At 69.1% G+C, this 19,813-nt stretch carries 13 protein-coding genes and 1 tRNA gene; 5 read left to right on the forward strand and 9 right to left on the reverse strand.

Features of this window, described 5'->3' with window-relative positions:
* Positions 1–223 precede the first annotated feature (223 nt).
* Complete coding sequence (locus ACWCQ1_RS08280; protein WP_451026086.1) at positions 224–4,225, forward strand: nSTAND1 domain-containing NTPase; 4,002 nt, start codon at positions 224–226, stop codon at positions 4,223–4,225.
* A 230-nt stretch (positions 4,226–4,455) separates the two neighbouring features.
* Here ACWCQ1_RS08280 and ACWCQ1_RS08285 read toward each other — a convergent pair.
* The 9 genes from ACWCQ1_RS08285 to dnaA form a co-directional block, all read right to left on the reverse strand.
* Positions 4,456–4,532, reverse strand: a tRNA-Ile gene (locus ACWCQ1_RS08285).
* A 101-nt stretch (positions 4,533–4,633) separates the two neighbouring features.
* Complete coding sequence (locus tag ACWCQ1_RS08290; RefSeq protein ID WP_451026087.1) at positions 4,634–5,413, reverse strand: DUF3566 domain-containing protein; 780 nt, start codon at positions 5,411–5,413, stop codon at positions 4,634–4,636.
* Positions 5,414–5,431: 18 nt separating this feature from the next.
* Positions 5,432–8,026 (reverse strand): DNA gyrase subunit A, encoded by a 2,595-nt coding sequence (gyrA, locus tag ACWCQ1_RS08295; RefSeq protein WP_358600609.1) that lies wholly within the window; start codon positions 8,024–8,026, stop codon positions 5,432–5,434.
* Positions 8,027–8,068: 42 nt separating this feature from the next.
* Entirely contained in the window at positions 8,069–10,153 is a 2,085-nt protein-coding gene (gene gyrB, locus ACWCQ1_RS08300) for a DNA topoisomerase (ATP-hydrolyzing) subunit B (protein WP_208780327.1), read from the reverse strand.
* 374 nt (positions 10,154–10,527) lie between these two features.
* Complete coding sequence (locus tag ACWCQ1_RS08305) at positions 10,528–11,061, reverse strand: DUF721 domain-containing protein (RefSeq protein ID WP_133048366.1); 534 nt, start codon at positions 11,059–11,061, stop codon at positions 10,528–10,530.
* Positions 11,058–12,179: a DNA replication/repair protein RecF gene (recF, locus tag ACWCQ1_RS08310; RefSeq protein ID WP_133048365.1), complete on the reverse strand. Its 1,122-nt coding sequence runs from the start codon at positions 12,177–12,179 to the stop codon at positions 11,058–11,060. Before recF ends, ACWCQ1_RS08305 begins: the two co-directional genes overlap by 4 nt.
* A 52-nt stretch (positions 12,180–12,231) precedes the next feature.
* A complete protein-coding gene (gene gnd, locus ACWCQ1_RS08315; RefSeq protein ID WP_358600604.1) occupies positions 12,232–13,107 on the reverse strand; it encodes a phosphogluconate dehydrogenase (NAD(+)-dependent, decarboxylating) in 876 nt (291 codons plus the stop codon).
* Positions 13,108–13,287: 180 nt separating this feature from the next.
* Positions 13,288–14,418, reverse strand: coding sequence for a DNA polymerase III subunit beta (gene dnaN, locus ACWCQ1_RS08320; RefSeq protein WP_133048363.1), 1,131 nt, complete (start codon positions 14,416–14,418; stop codon positions 13,288–13,290).
* A gap of 859 nt (positions 14,419–15,277) precedes the next feature.
* Positions 15,278–17,233 (reverse strand): chromosomal replication initiator protein DnaA, encoded by a 1,956-nt coding sequence (gene dnaA / locus ACWCQ1_RS08325; RefSeq protein WP_133048361.1) that lies wholly within the window; start codon positions 17,231–17,233, stop codon positions 15,278–15,280.
* A 384-nt stretch (positions 17,234–17,617) separates the two neighbouring features.
* Here dnaA and rpmH point away from each other — a divergent pair, with 384 nt between their 5' ends.
* The 4 genes from rpmH to yidC are packed head-to-tail and all read left to right on the forward strand — an operon-like array spanning position 17,618 to position 19,803.
* A complete protein-coding gene (gene rpmH, locus ACWCQ1_RS08330; protein ID WP_003956500.1) occupies positions 17,618–17,755 on the forward strand; it encodes a 50S ribosomal protein L34 in 138 nt (45 codons plus the stop codon).
* Positions 17,756–17,776: 21 nt separating this feature from the next.
* Positions 17,777–18,148, forward strand: coding sequence for a ribonuclease P protein component (rnpA, locus tag ACWCQ1_RS08335; RefSeq protein WP_451026088.1), 372 nt, complete (start codon positions 17,777–17,779; stop codon positions 18,146–18,148).
* Entirely contained in the window at positions 18,145–18,522 is a 378-nt protein-coding gene (gene yidD / locus ACWCQ1_RS08340) for a membrane protein insertion efficiency factor YidD (RefSeq protein WP_208780332.1), read from the forward strand. Before rnpA ends, yidD begins: the two co-directional genes overlap by 4 nt.
* Positions 18,523–18,525: 3 nt before the next feature.
* Complete coding sequence (gene yidC, locus ACWCQ1_RS08345) at positions 18,526–19,803, forward strand: membrane protein insertase YidC (protein ID WP_133048358.1); 1,278 nt, start codon at positions 18,526–18,528, stop codon at positions 19,801–19,803.
* The last annotated feature ends 10 nt before the right edge of the window (positions 19,804–19,813 follow it).

The raw sequence follows: 19,813 nt of genomic DNA on the forward strand, positions 1-19,813 counted from the left end.
GGCGAAAGCTGGCCGAGAACCGATGGCGCCATGCGCTGCCCCTCCGAACGCTGAGCCGATGGCCTGCGTGGACGAAGCGTGATGGGTTGGCTACCCGGTCGGGATCCTGCCAGTTCGGTGCGCCGACGAGGAGATTCCGGTCACCTTCCGCTGCCTTAAACCGCAGGTCAGCCGTATAAAGTGAGTTTTCCGGTCCGGAAGTCGAACGCGGGGGAGGTTAGGGGTGGAGGCCTTGAGTCCCGACTCAGGGGCACGTACAGCCTTCGCGGAACGGCTCGCGCTGCTGTACAAGGAGGCCGGTAATCCTCCCCTGGCGCGCGTCGCCGAGGCGGTCGTACAGCTGCAGCGGGTGGACGAGCGAGGGCGGCCCGTGCGGGTGTCCGCCCAGCGGATCAGCGACTGGCGACGGGCGAAGAACGTGCCGGCCCAGTTCGCCGCCCTCGCCGCGGTGCTGCACATCCTGATCCCCCAGGCCCGCCGAACGCGGCCCGCTCCGGTGTCCGCGGGGCTGTACGACATGGCTCAGTGGCAGCGCCTGTGGGAGCGCGCGGTGGCCGACCCGGCCGGGGAGCGGCCCGCCACACCGACAGCCGTGGAGGAAGGGCCCCCGACCGAGGCTCCCGCCGTCACCGGGGTGTGTCCGTACCGGGGTCTGGCTTCCTATCGCGAGCAGGACGCCCGCTGGTTCTTCGGCCGGGAGCGGAGCACCGACTCCCTCGTCGACCAGCTCCGTGCGGTGGAGCGGACAGGCGGGCTGATCATGCTCGTCGGGGCTTCCGGGGCGGGGAAGTCCTCCTTGCTGAACGCCGGCCTGGTGCCCGCCGTGCAGAACGGCGTGCTGAGGGACGAGGGCATCGGCACGACGACGGTCGTCCAGTTCGTGCCGGGGGCGGACCCCCTCCGGGAGCTGACCGGACGGATACCGGAGCTCGCGGACGTCCTCGCCGCGGCGGAGCCGGGGACCGAGGAGTTCACCCTGGACGTGCGGGAGGCCGTCGCGGTCTGGGGCAAGCGGGAGAGCTCCGGCATGAGCCGCCCGGTCGTCATCGTCGACCAGTTCGAGGAGTCCTTCACCCTCTGCTCGGACGAAACGGCCCGCCGCACCTTCGTACAGACCCTGAGCGCCGCCTGCTCACCCGCGGGCCCCGACGAGGCGGCGCCCGTCCTCGTGGTCCTCGGCATCCGCGCCGACTTCTACGAGCAGTGCCTCTCCCATCCCGAGCTGGCCGACGCGCTGCAGCACCGGCACATGGTGCTCGGCCCGCTCACCACCGCGGAACTGCGCGAGGCGGTCACCGGTCCCGCCAAGGCCGTCGGACTGGAGCTGGAGCCGGGGCTGGCAGAGCTGATCGTGCGCGAGGTGAGCGCCGACGGGCCCCGTGGGGCACATGACGCCGGTGTGCTGCCCCTGCTGTCCCACGCCCTGCTCGCCACCTGGCAGCGGCGCAAGGCGGGGCGGCTGACGCTGGCCGGCTACCGGGCGGCCGGCGGCATCCAGGGCGCGGTGGCGGCGACCGCCGAGCGCGCCTGGTCCGGCCTGGACCCGGCGGCCCGAGCGGCCGCGCGACTGCTGCTGCTGAGGCTGGTGCGGCTCGGCGAGGACACCCAGGCCACCCGGCGGCGCGGGACCCGGCGCCAGCTGGCCCGGGAGTCGACGGACCCCGCAGCGACGGAGGAGTCGCTCGAGGCCCTGGTGCGCGCCCGGCTGGTGACCCTGGACGCGGAGACGGTCGAGATCACCCACGAGGCGCTGCTGCACGCCTGGCCGCGGCTGCGGGACTGGATCGACGAGGACAGGAACGGCAACCTGCTGCGCCAGCAGTTGGAGGAGGACGGCCGGGCCTGGGAGGCCTCCGCCCGGGACTCCTCACTGCTGTACCGGGGCTCCCGGCTGGAGCAGGCCCGCGGCTGGGCCGGATCGGCGGGTGACACCTTCCTGACCCGCAGCGCGGTGGACTTCCTCGCCGCCTCCGTGCGGCTGCGCAAGCGCACCCTGCTGATCAGCCGCGCCGCCGTCTCGGCGCTGGTCGTACTCGCCGTCGTGGCCGTCGGCTCCGCCGTCGTCGCCCGACAGCAGCGCGACGACGCCGTCTTCCAGCAGGTCCTCGCCGAGGCCGACCGCGTCCAGGCCGCGGACCCCTCGCTGTCGGCCCAGCTCGACCTGGTCGCCCACCGGCTGCGCGGAAACGACAAGGGCACGCGCAATCGCCTGATCTCCATCGTGAACGCGCCCCTGGCCACACCGCTCCTCGGCCACACCGGCGCCGTCTACCTGACCACCTTCAGCCCGGACGGACGGCTGCTGGCCACCGCCAGCTACGACCACACGGTCCGGTTGTGGGACGTCAGCGACCGGACCCGGCCCAAGCCGCTGGGCAAGCCCCTCACCGGTCACACGAGCTGGGTGAGCAGCGCTGTCTTCAGCCCGGACGGCCGCACACTGGCAAGCGCCGGGGACGACGGCACCGTACGGCTGTGGGACGTCAGCGACCCGCGCCACCCGCGCTCCCTGGGCCCGCCGGTGACGGGACACGACGGCACGATCTTCCTGGCCGCCTTCAGCCCCGACGGGCACACGCTTGCCACCGCCGACGAGGACCACACCGTACGGCTGTGGAACGTGACCGACCCTCGCCGCCCTGTCTCGCTCACCACGCTGAAGGGGCACACCGACTCGGTTCGTTCGATCGCGTTCAGCCGGGACGGCAGGACCCTGGCGTCCGGCGGCGACGACGACACGGTACGCCTGTGGGACGTGAGCGATCCGCGGGATCCGCGATCCGTGGGCACGCCCCTCACCGGCCACACCCAGACCGTGCACTCCGTCGCCTTCAGCCCCGACGGCAGGACTCTCGCCAGCGGCAGCTCGGACGACACGGTCCGGATGTGGAACGTCGCCGACCGGGAGCACCCGAGCTCCCTCGGCGACCCCCTGATCGGCCACACCGGCCCTGTGTGGTCCGTGGCCTTCAGCCCGGACGGCTCGATGATCGCGGCGGGCAGCGCGGACAGCACGGCGAGCCTGTGGAACGTCAGCAATCCCGCCTACCCCTCGCAGGTCGGGGAGCCGCTCGCGGGCAGCAGCGGTGAGATGTACGCCGTCGGCTTCAGCCCCGACGGGCGGACGCTGGCCACCGGCAGCGGTGACAGCAAGGTCCGTCTGTGGTCGATACCGGCGTCGGACATGATCGGCCGGATCGGGGCGTTCAGCCGGGACGGGAAGGTGCTGGCCACCGCCGCGGAGGACGGCAGGATCCGGCTGTGGAACGTGACGGAGCCGGCCCGCCCCGTGGCGCTGGGCGAGCCCTTCGCGACCAAGGACCGCACCCCCCGCTCGATGGTGTTCTCCCCCGACGACCGCACCCTCATCGCGCTGACGGGAACCACGAACTCGGTCGAGCTGTGGAACGTCGCCGATCCCGCGCACCCCGTCCCGTACGGCCCCGCCGTCGAACTGCTGACCCGGTACGCCGGCGCCGACGCGCTGGCACTCAGCCCCGACGGGCGCACGCTGGCGGTCGACCACGACGACCGGACCATCCAGTTGTTGGACATCGGCGACCCGGCCCACCCCCGCCGGCTGGGCAAGCCCCTCACCGGCCACACCGGCTACGTCAACGCCCTCGCCTACAGCCCCGACGGCCGCACCCTCGCCAGCGGCAGCGCGGACGGCACCGTACGTCTGTGGAACGTCACCGACCCCCGGCGGCCGCGCCTGACGGGCTCTCCGCTCACCGGGCATCTGGGCCCCGTCAACACGCTCGCCTACAGCCCGGACGGCCACACCCTGGCCAGTGGCAGCGACGACGACACGGTCCGCCTGTGGAACGTCACCGACCCGTCCCGGGCGAGGATCCTGGGCTCCCCGCTCACCGGCCACACCGAGGCGGTGGTGTCCCTGACGTTCAGCCGGAACGGCCGCACCCTGGCGAGTGGCGGCAACGACAACACCGTGCGGCTGTGGAACGTCGCCGAGCCTGCGGACGCGGCGCCCATCGGCCAGTCGATGAGCCCGAACGCCAAGACCGGCAACTTCCTTGCTTTCAGCCCCAGAAGCCATCTCCTCGGCGTCTCCAGCGGCGCCGACACCGTGCGCCTGTGGAACCTCGACGTCGACAGCGCCGTACGCCACATCTGCTCCACCACCCGCGGCGTACTGACACCGGAGAAGTGGCACGAGTACCTGCCGCGGCTCTCGTACGACCCTCCGTGTGCGGAGGACTGAAGGCGGAACCCGGTGATCCGGATCACAACTCTCGGTTCGCCCCGAGCAGTTGGCTCCCGCCGGACAACCGACCTTGTTACCCTTGGCCATAGCCCGACCGCTGGTGCATCCCCCGTCGCCAGCGGTCGGGCGTTTTCGTACCCGCTCCGGTCGGTGTCCTCCAGGAACGCGTGGGTGTCACCCGGAGACGCGAAAGACCCCCGGCCCAAATGGACTGGGGGTCTTTTCGCTGGTGGGGCTAACAGGATTTGAACCTGTGGCCTCATCCTTATCAGGGATGCGCTCTAACCAACTGAGCTATAGCCCCGCCGCGCTCTGCGGTGTGTGTCCCGCGCGCTGACTCCTGAAGATTAGCGCACGACGTGGGCAGTCCCAAAATCGATACTCCCGCTCCGCGGAGCGGGACCCTCACTCGTCCTCGGCGAGCGTCAGTTCGACGCCTCCGACGAAGCCCGCGGACAGGTTGTAGATGAACGCGCCGAGGGTCGCGAGTGCCGTCGCGAGGACGACGTCGATCACCGCGATGATCGACGTGAACATCAGGACGTGCGGCAGCGACAGGAAGGACTGCAGGTCGAAGCCGTTGGACTCGTTGGAGCCGGTCGCCTCCGAGATGGTGCCGCCGACCGTCGAGAACACGCCCATCGCGTCCATGACCATCCACAGCACGGCGGACGCCACGATCGTGCAGATGCCGAGCGCGATGGAGAGCAGGAAGCTCACCTTCATCACCGACCACGGATCGGCCTTCGCCACGCGCAGACGTGCCTTGCGGATGCGGGGCGTGGTGCGCGCGCCGGTACGAGGACGGCGTACGGCGCCGGTGGCCGGCTGCGTCTGGCTCGGGTAGGCCTGCGGCGGGTGGTAGGGCCCGGCGGGCTGCTGCTGCTGCCGCTCGCCGGGGAGCGGGGAGGCCGACTGCTGCGGCGGCGCCGGCTGGGCCGGCGGCTGGTGCTTGGCCTGGCCCGCTCCGGGCGGCTGCTGAGCTTGCGCGCCCCGGGTGTCCGTCACAGTTCCCCCCTGTGATCCATGCGCGTCGGCAGAGGGCGGACTGGTCGGTTCCACCTCCACCTTGCGCAGTTGAGTCGTGTGCGGATCGGACGCACGCGCGGCGGAGCCACGGCCGCCGCCGTCCGTTTCCGTACCCGTGGGGGTACCGGCCGATCCGGCGCCCGTGGCTCCGCTCACGATGACTCTCTCCTCGTGCTACTCGGCCGAGGGCGCCTCACCCTCGTCCGTGCCGGTGGTCACGGCACCCTCCGCGGTCTCGTCCACGGCCACGTCGCCGTCGACTTCCTCCGCCTCGCGTCCCGCCTCGGCGTTACGAGCGATACCGACGACGGCATCGCGCTTGCCCAGGTTGATCAGTTGGACGCCCATGGTGTCACGGCCCGTCTCCCTGATCTCGTTGACTCGCGTACGAATCACGCCGCCCGACAGTGTGATGGCGAGGATCTCGTCGGTCTCCTCGACCACCAGCGCGCCGACGAGCGAGCCGCGGTCCTCGACGATCTTGGCGGCCTTGATACCCAGACCGCCGCGACCCTGGACGCGGTACTCGTCGACGGCGGTCCGCTTCGCGTACCCACCGTCTGTGGCAGTGAACACGAACGTACCGGGTCGAACAACATTCATCGAGAGCAGCTGGTCTCCCTCACGGAAACTCATGCCCTTGACACCCGAGGTGGCGCGCCCCATGGGCCGCAGTGCCTCATCGGTCGCGGTGAACCTGATCGACTGCGCCTTCTTGCTGATCAGAAGCAGATCGTCCTCGGGCGAGACGAGTTCGGCACCGATCAGTTCGTCGTCGGAACCGTCCTCCGTCTCCCGGAGGTTGATGGCGATGACACCGCCGGAACGGGGAGAATCGTAATCCTTCAGAGGCGTCTTCTTGACCAGACCGCCCTTGGTGGCCAGCACCAGGTAGGGCGCCGCCTCGTAGTCGCGGATGGCGAGGATCTCGGCGATCGCCTCGTCCGGCTGGAAGGCGAGCAGGTTCGCCACGTGCTGGCCGCGCGCGTCACGGCCGGCGTCGGGAAGCTCGTACGCCTTCGCCCGGTAGACCCGGCCCTTGTTGGTGAAGAACAGCAGCCAGTGGTGCGTGGTGGAGACGAAGAAGTGGTCGACGATGTCGTCTTCCTTCAGCTTCGTGCCGCGCACGCCCTTGCCGCCGCGCTTCTGGGCGCGGTAGTCGTCCGTCTTGGTGCGCTTGACGTAGCCGCCGCGCGAGACGGTGACGACGATGTCCTCCTCGGCGATGAGGTCCTCGATGGACATGTCGCCGTCGTAGGGCACCAGCATGGTCTTGCGGTCGTCACCGTACTTCTCGACGATCGCGGCGAGTTCCTCGCTGACGATGCCGCGCTGGCGGACCGGGGAGGCCAGGATCTCGTTGTACTCGTTGATCTTCGCCTGGAGTTCGTCGTGCTCCTGGACGATCTTCTGCCGCTCCAGGGCCGCGAGCCGGCGCAGCTGCATCTCGAGGATGGCGTTGGCCTGGATCTCGTCGATCTCCAGGAGGTCCATCAGGCCCGTGCGCGCGATCTCGACGGTCTCACTGCGCCGGATCAGCGCGATGACCTCGTCGATGGCGTCCAGGGCCTTCAGCAGGCCGCGCAGGATGTGCGCCCGCTCCTCGGCCTTGCGCAGCCGGAAGCGCGTACGGCGGACGATGACCTCGATCTGGTGCGCGACCCAGTGCCGGATGAACGCGTCCAGCGACAGGGTGCGCGGCACGCCGTCGACCAGCGCCAGCATGTTGGCGCCGAAGTTGGTCTGCAGGTCCGTGTGCTTGTAGAGGTTGTTCAGCACGACCTTGGCGACCGCGTCCCGCTTGAGCACGATGACCAGGCGCTGGCCGGTGCGCGAGGACGTCTCGTCGCGGACGTCCGCGATGCCGCCGATCTTGCCGTCCTTCACCAGGTCGGCGATCTTCTGCGCGAGGTTGTCGGGGTTGACCTGGTAGGGCAGTTCCGTGACCACCAGGCACTGGCGGTTCTGGATCTCCTCGACCTCGACGACCGCGCGCATGGTGATCGAGCCGCGGCCCGTGCGGTAGGCCTCCTCGATGCCCTTGCGGCCCACCACCAGGGCGCCGGTGGGGAAGTCGGGGCCCTTGATGCGCTCGATCAGGGCGTCCAGGAGCTCCTCGTGCGAGGCCTCCGGGTTCTCCAGGTACCACTGGGCGCCGGCCGCGACCTCGCGCAGGTTGTGCGGCGGGATGTTGGTGGCCATGCCGACCGCGATACCGGCCGAGCCGTTGATCAGCAGGTTCGGGAACCGGGCGGGCAGGACGGTCGGCTCCTGGGAGCGGCCGTCGTAGTTGTCCATGAAGTCGACGGTTTCCTCGTCGATGTCACGGACCATCTCCATCGACAGCGGCGCCATCTTGCACTCGGTGTAGCGCATGGCCGCCGCCGGGTCGTTGCCCGGAGAGCCGAAGTTGCCGTTGGAGTCCACCAGCGGCATCCGCATCGACCACGGCTGCGCGAGACGGACCAGCGCGTCGTAGATCGAGGAGTCGCCGTGCGGGTGGTAGCTGCCCATGACGTCGCCGACGACACGGGCGCACTTGTAGAAGCCGCGCTCGGGGCGGTAGCCGCCGTCGTACATGGCGTACAGGACGCGACGGTGGACGGGCTTGAGACCGTCCCGGACGTCGGGCAGCGCACGGGACACGATGACGGACATCGCGTAGTCCAGGTACGAGCGCTGCATCTCCGTCTCGAGCCCGACGGGCTCGATGCGCATCACGATGTCGCCGCCCTCTTCAGGGGTGACAGGAGTGTTCTCGTCGGCCATTGCTGGTGAAGATCCTTCCTGGTGCGGTCAGCTGAGACCGACTCAGATGTCGAGGAAGCGGACGTCCTTGGCGTTGCGCTGGATGAACTGGCGCCGGGCCTCGACGTCCTCGCCCATCAGCACCGAGAACAGGTCGTCGGCCTGGGCGGCGTCGTCGAGGGTGACCTGGCCGAGCACGCGGTGCTCCTGGTCCATGGTCGTCACACGCAGCTCCTCGGCGTTCATCTCACCGAGGCCCTTGAAGCGCTGGATGGTGTCTTCCTTGATGCGCTTGCCGCGCTGCCGGCCGAGCTCCACCAGGGCGTCGCGCTCGCGGTCGGAGTAGGCGTACTCGACCTCGTCCCGGCCCCACTTGAGCTTGTAGAGCGGGGGACGCGACAGGAACACGTGCCCGGCCTCGACCAGCGGCCGCATGAAGCGGAACAGGAAGGTCAGCAGCAGGGTGCTGATGTGCTGCCCGTCGACGTCGGCGTCCGCCATCAGGATGATCTTGTGATAGCGCAGCTTCTCGATGTCGAAGTCCTCGTGAACTCCGGTGCCGAAGGCCGAGATCAGCGCCTGGATCTCCTGGTTCTGCAGGATCTTGTCGATCCTGGCCTTCTCGACGTTGAGGATCTTGCCGCGGATCGGGAGGATCGCCTGGTACTGCGGGTTGCGGCCGGACTTGGCCGAGCCGCCGGCGGAGTCACCCTCGACGATGAAGATCTCGCACTTGGTCGGGTCGTTCGACTGGCAGTCGGAGAGCTTGCCCGGCAGCGACGCCGACTCCAGCAGGCCCTTGCGGCGGGTCAGGTCGCGGGCCTTTCGGGCCGCCACGCGCGCGGTGGCCGCCTGGATGCCCTTGCGGATGATGTCCGCCGCCTCGACCGGGTTGCGGTCCAGCCAGTCGTTGAGGTGCTCGTAGACCGCCCGCTGCACGAAGGTCTTGGCCTCCGTGTTGCCGAGCTTGGTCTTCGTCTGACCCTCGAACTGCGGCTCGCTCAGCTTCACCGAGATGATCGCGGTCAGACCCTCGCGGATGTCGTCACCCGTGAGGTTGTCGTCCTTCTCGCGCAGCAGTTTCTTGTCGCGCGCGTACTTGTTGATGAGCGAGGTCAGGGCCGCGCGGAAGCCCTCCTCGTGCGTACCGCCCTCGTGCGTGTGGATGATGTTGGCGAAGGAGTACACGCCCTCGCTGTAACCGCTGTTCCACTGCATCGCGACCTCGAGGGACAGGCTCTTGTCCTTGTCCTCGGCCTCGAGATCGATGACGGTGTTGTGCACCACGTCTCCCTTGCGGGAGTTGAGGTACTTCACGAAGTCGACGATGCCGCCCTCGTAGTGGTACGTGACGGTCTTGACCTCGGCCTTCTCGTCCGCACCGGCCTCGTCGGCACCGGAGGTCGCCTTCGCCGACTCGCGCTCGTCAGTGAGTTTGATCGTCAAACCCTTGTTGAGGAACGCCATCTCCTGGAAGCGCCGCGAGAGCGTCTCGAAGGAGTACTCGGTGGTCTCGAAGATGTCCGGGTCGGCCCAGAAGGTGACCGAGGTGCCGGTCTCCTCGGTGGCCTCGTGCTTGGCCAGCGGCGCCGTCGGGACGCCCAACTTGTAGTCCTGCGTCCAGCGGTGGCCGTCGGTCCTCACCTCGACGGCGACCTTCGAGGACAGCGCGTTCACGACGGAGACACCCACGCCGTGCAGACCGCCGGAGACCGCGTAGCCGCCTCCGCCGAACTTGCCGCCCGCGTGCAGCACGGTCAGCACGACCTCGAGGGCCGGCTTGCCCTCGGAGGCGACGATGCCCACCGGGATGCCACGGCCGTTGTCGACGACGCGCACGCCGCCGTCCGGGAGGATCGTGACGTCGATGGTGTCCGCGTAGCCGGCCAGTGCCTCGTCGACCGAGTTGTCGACGACCTCGTACACGAGGTGGTGCAGCCCCCGCTCACCGGTCGAACCGATGTACATACCGGGGCGCTTGCGGACCGCGTCCAGCCCCTCGAGGACGGTGATGGCGCTGGCGTCGTACGAGGCGGTGGCCTCGCCGTTCGACGAGGTCACCGCGCCGTTCTCGCCGGCGTCGGTGGACGGGATGTTCTCGTTGGGGTTGCCGGAATCGGCCACGAAGCGCCCTTTCTGGCACAGCACGAGCCGGGCTCGTCGGCGGGTTGCCGGAGCGGCTGCGGCATGTTGCGTTGGTAAGCCTTGATCAGCGTTGCTCAGCTTTTCCCGGACGGTCCCCACGAATGGGGCGGGATTAGCTTCCAGTCTACCGGTAGCGCCGACAGTGATGGGGGTTTGCCGGTACCTGAGTCCTCATGTGGCGCCCTCAACCGGTCTCGTCCGACTCCCCATATGCGGAGCGGGGCTCCAAGAGGCTCACGCAGGCACTCAGCGCTTTCGGCTGTCAACCCCTGGCTACTTGGGAGTCAGGTCGCGATTCGCAACCGCGTGCGGTGGTACGACAGGGCGCCCCCCGGCGGTACGACGGCACCGCCGGGGGGACCCGGATGTGAGGTCTGTCACCCGTAGGTATCGCCGGGTCCGGTGCTGCCCGGGGCGCGCAGGGGGCCGTAGCGACGGGAGGGGCCACTGGGGCCGTTCACCTTGATCACCCGCACCGCGCCGTGCCCCAGGTCCTCGTTGAGCCGGGCGACCAGGGTGGGGGCCAGCAGGCGCAGATTCGTCGCCCAGGCCGTGGAGTCGCAGCGCACGAAGAGCACCCGCTCGTCCTCGTCGTACTTCTCCGGCACGCAGTGCTTGGCCACGTCCTCGCCGACGATCTGCGGCCAGCGGCCCATCACCCCGCCCACCGCGGCCGGCGTCTCCCAACCCCGTTCGGTGATCAGCCGGTTGATCGCGGCGCCGAGCGCCATGGGGTCGCGTCCGTCGGCGCGCGCGCCGGAGCGCAGTCCCCCGCGCCGCGCCTGCTTCTTCTGCTGCGCCGCGTCCCCCCGCGCGCGTGCCGCTTCCTTCGCCGCCCTGAGCGCCACGCGCGCGAGGTCGACGCCGCTGGGCTCGGCGGGCTTGTCAGGGGTGGGTTCCCGATCCGTCATACGCGCTCCACCGTCCCGTCCGCCACGGAGAACCGGGTACCCGCCAGCACGTGCGGTACGTCGTCGTCGACCGCGGCCGTCACCAGCACCTGCTCGCCGGGCGCGACCAGCTCGGCCAGCCGCTCCCGGCGGCGCGTGTCCAGCTCGGCGAAGACGTCGTCGAGGACCAGCACCGGTTCGTTGCCCTCGGCGCGCAGCAGGTCGTAGGAGGCCAGGCGCAGCGCCAGCGCGTACGACCAGGACTCGCCGTGCGAGGCGTACCCCTTGGCCGGCAACTGGCCCAGTTTGAGTAGCAGATCGTCCCGGTGCGGTCCCACGAGGGTGACGCCCCGCTCGATCTCCTGCTTGCGCGCCTCGGCGAGCGCCGCCGTCAACTGCTCGTACAGATCCTCACGCGTGTGTGCCTCACCGGGCGCCGACGGCTTGTAGTCGAGGGCGATCGGGCCGCCGCCGGGGGCCAGTTGCTCGTAGGCCTTGTCGGCGAGCGGCTGGAGCGCGGCGATCAGGTCGAGGCGCTGGGCGAGCAACTCGGCACCCACGCGGGCGAGATGCTGGTCCCAGACGTCCAGGGTGGACAGGTCCATGGAGCGGCCGCCGTGCCGCCGGGCGAGGGCGGCCGACTTCAGCAGGGTGTTGCGCTGCTTGAGCACCCGCTCGTAGTCGGAGCGGACGCCGGCCATGCGCGGGGAACGGGCGGTGATCAGCTCATCGAGGAAACGGCGCCGCTCGCCGGGGTCGCCCTTGACCAGGGCGAGATCCTCGGGCGCGAACAGCACGGTCCGTACGATGCCGAGCACGTCACGGGGTCTGACCTGCGAGGACCTGTTGATGCGGGCCCGGTTGGCCTTGCCGGGGTTCAGCTCCAGCTCGACCAGTTGCTGCCGCTCGCCCTGCCTGATCTGCGCCCGGATCACCGCGCGGTCGGCGCCCATGCGCACCAGGGGGGCGTCGGAGGCGACCCGGTGGCTGCCGAGGGTGGCAAGGTAGCCGACCGCCTCGACGAGGTTGGTCTTGCCCTGGCCGTTGGGGCCGACGAAGGCGGTGACGCCCGGGTCGAGCGGGACTTCGACCCGGGCGTACGAGCGGAAGTCGGCCAGCGACAGATGCGTGACGTGCATGGTCGGTCGCCGACCTCCCCCAGGTTGTGGACTGCTCGCGCAGCCCTGTGGATTACTTCGTCTCGACCGCGTGGCCGCCGAACTGGTTCCGCAGCGCCGCGATCATCTTCATCTGCGGAGAGTCCTCCTGGCGCGACGCGAACCGCGCGAAGAGGGAGGCCGTGATCGCCGGGAGCGGCACGGCGTTGTCGATGGCTGCTTCCACAGTCCAGCGTCCCTCGCCGGAGTCCTGTGCAAAACCCTTCAGCCTGTCCAGGTGCTCGTCCGCGTCGAGGGCGTTGACCGCCAGGTCCAGCAGCCAGGAACGGATGACGGTGCCCTCCTGCCAGGAGCGGAAGACCTCGCGCACGTCCGTGACGGAGTCGACCTTCTCCAGCAGCTCCCAGCCCTCGGCGTAGGCCTGCATCATCGCGTACTCGATGCCGTTGTGGACCATCTTCGCGAAGTGGCCGGCGCCGACCTTGCCGGCGTGCACCGCGCCGAACGTCCCTTCCGGCTTGAGGGCGTCGAAGACCGGCTGCACCTTGGCGACGTTCTCCGCGTCGCCGCCGTACATCAACGCGTAGCCGTTCTCCAGGCCCCAGACGCCGCCGGAGACCCCGCAGTCGACGAAGCCTATGCCCTTGGCCGCGAGCTCCTCTGCGTGCTTCTCGTCGTCCGTCCAGCGGGAGTTGCCGCCGTCCACGACGACGTCGCCCGGCTCAAGAAGCTCGGCCAGCTCGTCGACCGTCGACTGGGTGGGGGCACCGGCAGGGACCATCACCCAGACCACGCGCGGGGCCGCGAGGCTCTCCACAAGCTCTTTCAGGCTGTGGACATCCGCGAGGTCCGGGTTGCGGTCGTATCCGACGACGGTGTGGCCCGCGCGGCGGATCCGCTCGCGCATGTTGGCGCCCATCTTGCCGAGGCCGATGAGACCGAGCTCCATCAGTGTTGATCCTTAGGTTGCTGTGTGGCGTGTGAGGCACCTGTTCGTACCCACGTCCGAGCCTAGACCCGGACGCTCACGCACAGCTGTGGGCATACACGCTCAGATGTACGCCCCGACCTGCGGGTTTCCCCAGGCCGCGAGGTCTTTCTCCACGGCCTGTGGACAACCGGCACCGTGTCAGCCGCTGAGCCGAACCGGCATGATCAGGTACTTGTAGGCCTCGTCCGCCTCCGCGTCCAGGGCCGGCTTGCCGCTCAGCAGGGCCGGCTTCGTGGACGTGGTGAAGGAGAGCTGGGCGACGGGGGAGTCGATCGCGCTCAGGCCGTCCAGCAGGAAGGTCGGGTTGAAGGCGATCGAGATGTCGTCGCCCTCCAGCTGCGCGTCGACCCTCTCCACAGCCTGTGCGTCGTCGCTGGAGCCGGCCTCCAGGATGAGCACGCCCTGCTCGAAGCTGAGCCGCACCGGGGTGTTGCGCTCGGCGACCAGAGCCACGCGCTTGACGGCCTCCACGAACGGGGCGGTCTCGATCACGGCGATCGAGTTGAACTCCGTCGGGAACAGCGTGCGGTACTTCGGGAGGTCGCCCTCGAGGAGGCGGGTGGTCGTGCGCCGCCCGGCGCCCTCGAAACCGATCAGACCCTCGCCCGCGCCCGAGCCGGACAGCGCCAGGGTCACGCTGTCACCGCTGGTCAGCGCCTTGGCCGTGTCCAGGAGCGTCTTGGCGGGCACCAGGGCGACCGCGGAGGCCTCCGGGTTCTCCGGCTTCCACAGGAACTCGCGGACCGCGAAGCGGTAGCGGTCGGTGGAGGCCAGCGTCACCGTGTCGCCCTCGATCTCGATGCGCACACCGGTGAGGACGGGCAGCGTGTCGTCACGGCCGGCGGCGATGGCCACCTGGGCGGCCGCGGAGGCGAAGACCTCGCCCGGCACCGTGCCCGTCGCGTTCGGCATCTGCGGCAGGGACGGGTACTCCTCCACAGGCAGGGTGTGGAGTGTGAACCGCGAGGAGCCGCAGACCACCGTCGCCCGTACACCGTCTGTGGAAATCTCCACCGGGCGGTTGGGGAGGGCGCGGCAGATGTCGGCGAGCAGCCGGCCGGAGACGAGGACCGTGCCCTCCTCCTCGACCTCCGCCTCCACCGACACCCGCGCGGAAACCTCGTAGTCGAAGCTGGACAGGCTCAGGGCCCCGTCGTCGGCCTTCAGCAGGAGGCCGGCGAGGACAGGCGCCGGCGGACGGGCCGGGAGGCTGCGCGCCGCCCAGGCCACTGCCTCCGCGAGTACGTCGCGTTCCACCCGGATCTTCACTGTTGCCGCCTCCTGCTGTTGCCGGCGCTTCTACGGCCTGCCTGGCTTCGTCGTCTGTCTCGGTGTCGTCGGCCCCTGTGGCGGGAAGGACACCAGGGAACAGTCTGACGCACGGCACTGACAGTAGGCGCCCGTCGGGGTCAAGTCGTGACGAGGAGCAGCCGGGAGCCGGACGGCGAGTTGTGCACAGGGCCCTCTTCGAAACGAACTTCTCACTCTCTCTAGTCGGGAGTAGTAGTAGGGGCTGTGGATACCGTGGATAACCCCGTTTTCCCAGCTCAGAGGCGAGATTTTGTCCACTGGCCCTGTGGGCGGAGGCGGTGGACAACTCCGGGGTTCTGTGGAGAACGGAAAGTTCTGCACACCCCGTGCACAGCCTGAGGCGACTTCTCCCCAGTGCCGTCCCCAGCTTTACCCACGTTTCCCACAGCCCAACCCGGCACCTTCATGTGACGCCTTTCACTCGACGCGGTGATCAGGCGCGTCGGGTTGCCGAACAGTGGACAGGCATGTGGAGAAGTGGCGATTCGCTGGGGACAACGGGGCCCTGCCTGTGGGTTGTCAGTGGACAACTCGATGCACAGCCTGTGGATCTTCCGACTGTCCACAGTCTGTGGAGATCCTTCGTCCACGAATCCACAGCCACCTGAACTGGGGTGATCGTCTTCCACCAGGCTGCCTGTGGACCGTGATCTGGACAACTTCGCAGTCCCCAGCATGTGGACGGGAAAAAGTCACCGGATCTGTGGAGAGAGGCCGTAACCCGGCAGGTAATCGAACAGCGGGTGTCCCCGGGACGACGATGGGCGCCCCCGGGATCGGTCCCGGGGGCGCCCTCGACGGCGTGAGTGCGGCCGGCTCAGCCGTTCTTGATGCGGTTCGTCAGCTCCGTCACCTGGTTGTAGATGGAGCGTCGCTCGGCCATCAGATTGCGGATCTTGCGGTCCGCGTGCATGACGGTCGTGTGGTCGCGGTTGCCGAACTGCGCGCCGATCTTCGGCAGCGAGAGGTCGGTCAGCTCACGGCACAGGTACATGGCGATCTGCCGGGCGGTGACCAGGGCCCGGCCGCGCGAGGTGCCGCACAGGTCCTCCACCGTCAGCCCGAAGTACTGCGCGGTCTCCGCCATGATGGCGCCGGCCGTGATCTCGGGAGCGGAGTCCTCGCCGCCGGGGATCAGGTCCTTGAGGACGATCTCGGTCAGCCCCAGGTCCACCGGCTGCCGGTTGAGCGAGGCGAACGCCGTCACCCGGATCAGCGCGCCCTCCAGCTCGCGGATGTTGCGCGAGATGCGGGAGGCGATGAACTCCAGTACCTCCGGCGGGGCGTTGAGCTGCTCCTGCACCGCCTTCTTGCGCAGGATCGCGATGCGCGTCTCCAGCTCGGGCGGCTGGACGTCGGTGATCAGACCCCACTCGAAACGGTTCCGCAGCCGGTCCTCCAGCGTGACCAGCTGCTTGGGCGGCCGGTCGCTGGAGAGCACGATCTGCTTGTTGGCGTTGTGGAGCGTGTTGAAGGTGTGGAAGAACTCCTCCTGCGTCGACTCCTTGTCCGCGAGGAACTGGATGTCGTCGACGAGCAGGATGTCCATCTCGCGGTAGCGCTTGCGGAAGCTGTCGCCCTTGCCGTCGCGGATGGAGTTGATGAACTCGTTGGTGAACTCCTCCGAGCTCACATAACGCACGCGCGTGCCCGGGTAGAGGCTGCGCGCGTAGTGCCCGATGGCATGCAGCAGGTGGGTCTTGCCGAGGCCCGACTCCCCGTAGATGAACAGGGGGTTGTAGGCCTTCGCCGGTGCTTCGGCGACGGCGACCGCGGCCGCGTGCGCGAAGCGGTTGGAGGCGCCGATGACGAACGTGTCGAAGAGGTACTTCGGGTTCAGGCGCGCGGTGGGCTCACCGGGACCGGTGGCCGGCGCGGGCTTCGCTGCCAGCGGGCCGGGGGCGCCGGTGGTGGGCAGGTTGGGGCCCACGGGGCCGCCGCGGTGGACGTGTCCCGAGCCGGACGGCGGCTCGGGCAGCTCCCGGCGGGGGGCGCGGTCGTACTCGCTCCGGCCGTCGCGGTCGTAGTCCGGGCGCGTCTGGTCGTAGTCGGGGCGCTGGCCGTCGTAGGGCGGCCGCTCCATCGACTGCGGACGGTAGTCCTGGGACGGCGGGGCGTACGAGTCCTGCGGGGAGCCGTAGGAGTCCTGCGACGGAGAGGCGTAGGGGTCGCGCTCCGGAAAACCGAGGCGCTGCTGCTGCCAGCTGTACTCGTCCTGGGAAGGGCGCGGCCAGGCGCCGGGCTCGGGACGCTGGTACTCGGAGGGGTAGGCCGGGCGCGGGCTGGGGAGCTGGTCCGCGCGCGGGGGCGGCAGCTGGTCGCCCGGGCCGCCGGGCAGCTGCTCGGTGCGCGCCTGGTGGCGATCGTCGGCGCGGTGGCGGCCGTACCCCTCGTACTGGTTGTCGTAGGAGCCGTCGTACTGGCCCGAGGGCAGTTCCGGTTCCTCGTAGCGCGGCTGGGAGCGGACCGGGGGCGCCGGCGGGGCCGGGGGTTCGCCGGCGGAGTCGTCGACGGTGATCGCGATACGGATCGGGCGGCCGCACTCGCGGCTCAGCGTCTCGCTGACGATCGGCGCGAGGCGCCCCTCGAGCACCCCCTTCGCAAACTCGTTCGGTACGGCGAGCAGGGCGGTGTCGGCGACGAGCGCGAGCGGCTGGCAGCGCCGGATCCAGTGCTCGTCCTTCGTCTCCACACCCTGCCCGCGCCCCTCGCCGAGAAGCTGCTCCAGTACTCGTGGCCACACTGCGGCAAGATCGGCAGGTACGTCAGCCACAGGGCACGCTCTCTCACGAGTCCCACGAACGTGTGGTTGTGGGACGGGTCGGGATTCAAATGGGGTGGAGCCAAGAACAAGGGGTCAAGGGAACGAATCGGAGTTCAGCCACGGTAGTCAGGGCGACGGGTGCGGTTCAAGTTGTTGTCCCCAGCCTGTGGATAGTGTCTCTCCGTGACCCCTGGTTTGACCGGATGGCGTAGCCGCGCGTACCGTAACCAGGTCGAGTTGTCGATGGCTGCTGCCGCCTGCCTCCGAAGGGCACAGATCGCTGAAGGTGATCGGGAAGCGGTGCACTCGGGCGTAACTGCGAGCTACTCGTGGGCGCACGGTGACAGCCAGGACGGCACCCGCAACCACCGATTTGATTTCTGGAGCCCCCGAGTGAGCAAGCGCACCTTCCAGCCGAACAACCGTCGTCGCGCGAAGACCCACGGCTTCCGGCTGCGTATGCGCACCCGTGCCGGCCGCGCGATTCTCGCGTCCCGCCGTAGCAAGGGTCGCGCCCGTCTGTCCGCCTGATCCCGGTCAGGTCATGCCGTCGTGCTGCCCACCGAGAACCGGCTGAGGCGGCGCGAGGACTTCGCGACCGCGGTACGACGAGGGCGCCGGGCCGGCCGCCCGTCCCTCGTCGTCCATCTTCGTAGCGGTGCCACGGACCCGCACGCGCCTGGGGAGAGCGCTCCCCCGACGCGTGCGGGTTTCGTCGTGAGCAAGGCCGTGGGTGGAGCGGTCGTCCGCAACAAGGTGAAGCGCAGGCTTCGTCATCTGATGCTCGATCGAGTCGCCCTGTTTCCCCCCGGTAGCCTGGTAGTCGTACGAGCGCTGCCCGGTGCGGGCGACGCCGACCATGTACAACTGGCCCGAGACCTGGATGCCGCCCTGGAGCGGCTGCTGGGAGGGGGCGCGCGATGAAGTACCCGCTGCTGGCTCTGATCAAGCTGTACCAGTGGACGATCAGTCCGCTGCTCGGACCGGTGTGCAAGTACTACCCGTCGTGTTCCCACTACGGCTACACGGCCATCGACCGCCACGGCGCCATCAAGGGCACGGCGCTCACGGCCTGGCGCATCCTGCGGTGCAATCCGTGGTCGCTGGGCGGTGTGGACCATGTCCCTGAGCGCAAGCGCCCGCGGTGGCACGAAATGCTGCGTGACGCCTGGCGCGCACGCAGGGGCGGGCCCTCCGCCGCCGAACCGGTCACCGAAGAGAATCCTGTTTCGAGCACCGAAGAGAATCCTCCTTCGAGCCCGGCCGCAGAGACCTCGTCCCATGCCCAAGGAGCATGATTAGTGGACACGATTGCCAGCCTCTTCAGCTTCATCACGACACCCGTCTCATGGGTCATCGTCCAGTTCCACAAGATGTACGGCGCCATCTTCGGCCCCGACACCGGGTGGGCCTGGGGCCTGTCGATCGTGTCCCTGGTGATCCTGATCCGTATCTGCCTGATCCCGCTCTTCGTGAAGCAGATCAAGTCGACGCGGGCCATGCAGACGCTCCAGCCGGAGATGAAGAAGATCCAGGAGCGCTACAAGAACGACAAACAGCGTCAGTCCGAAGAGATGATGAAGCTGTACAAGGAGACGGGCACCAACCCGCTCTCCTCGTGCCTTCCCATCCTGGCGCAGTCCCCGTTCTTCTTCGCCCTGTACCACGTGCTCAACGGCATCGCCTCGGGCAAGACCATCGGCGTCATCAACGACTCGCTGCTGGCCAGCGCCCGTAAGGCGCACATCTTCGGGGCGCCGCTCGCCGCGAAGTTCAAGGACGGCGCCGCCACCGTCCACGCCCTGGGCGCCACGGTCACCGACGTGCGGGTCGTCACCGCACTCATGATCGTCCTGATGTCGGCGTCGCAGTTCTACACGCAGCGCCAGCTGATGACGAAGAACGTCGACACCACGGTGAAGACGCCGTTCATGCAGCAGCAGAAGATGCTGATGTACGTCTTCCCGGTCATGTTCGCCGTCTTCGGCATCAACTTCCCGGTCGGTGTCCTCGTCTACTGGCTGACCACCAACGTGTGGACCATGGGCCAGCAGATGTACGTCATCCACAACAACCCCACCCCGGGTTCCAAGGCCCAGGCCGCCTACCTGGAGCGCCTGAGCAAGCACGTCACGCAGCACGGCAAGGTCCGTCGCCGCAGCGAGAAGACGATCGTCAAGGCGATCGTCGCCAAGGGCCGCGACCGCAACGAGTTCGAGCGCAAGTTCATCAACGGTCTGAACAAGGCGGGCCTCGCGGCCCAGGCCGACGGCACCGTGGTGAAGAGCGACAGCGCCGTGGCGGTCCAGACCGAGGACGGTACGCCCACGACGACCGGCACCGCCGTTCCCAAGCGCCAGCAGCCCAAGCGTCAGACCAAGGCCCAGCGGCAGTCCGGCAGTGCCAAGCCGGCCGGTGAGACCACTTCGCTGAGCAAGTCCGACGAGCCCGAGGACGCCAAGCCTGCCGCCCCTGCCAAGAAGGCCGCTCCACAGCCCGGTGCCGGCGGCACCCGCAGCAAGGCCCAGTCCGGGCAGCGCAAAGGCCCGCAGCGCCCCAAGTCCCCCTCCAAGAAGTAAGAAGGAGCCC

Source organism: Streptomyces sp. NPDC002144 (assembly GCF_053593695.1).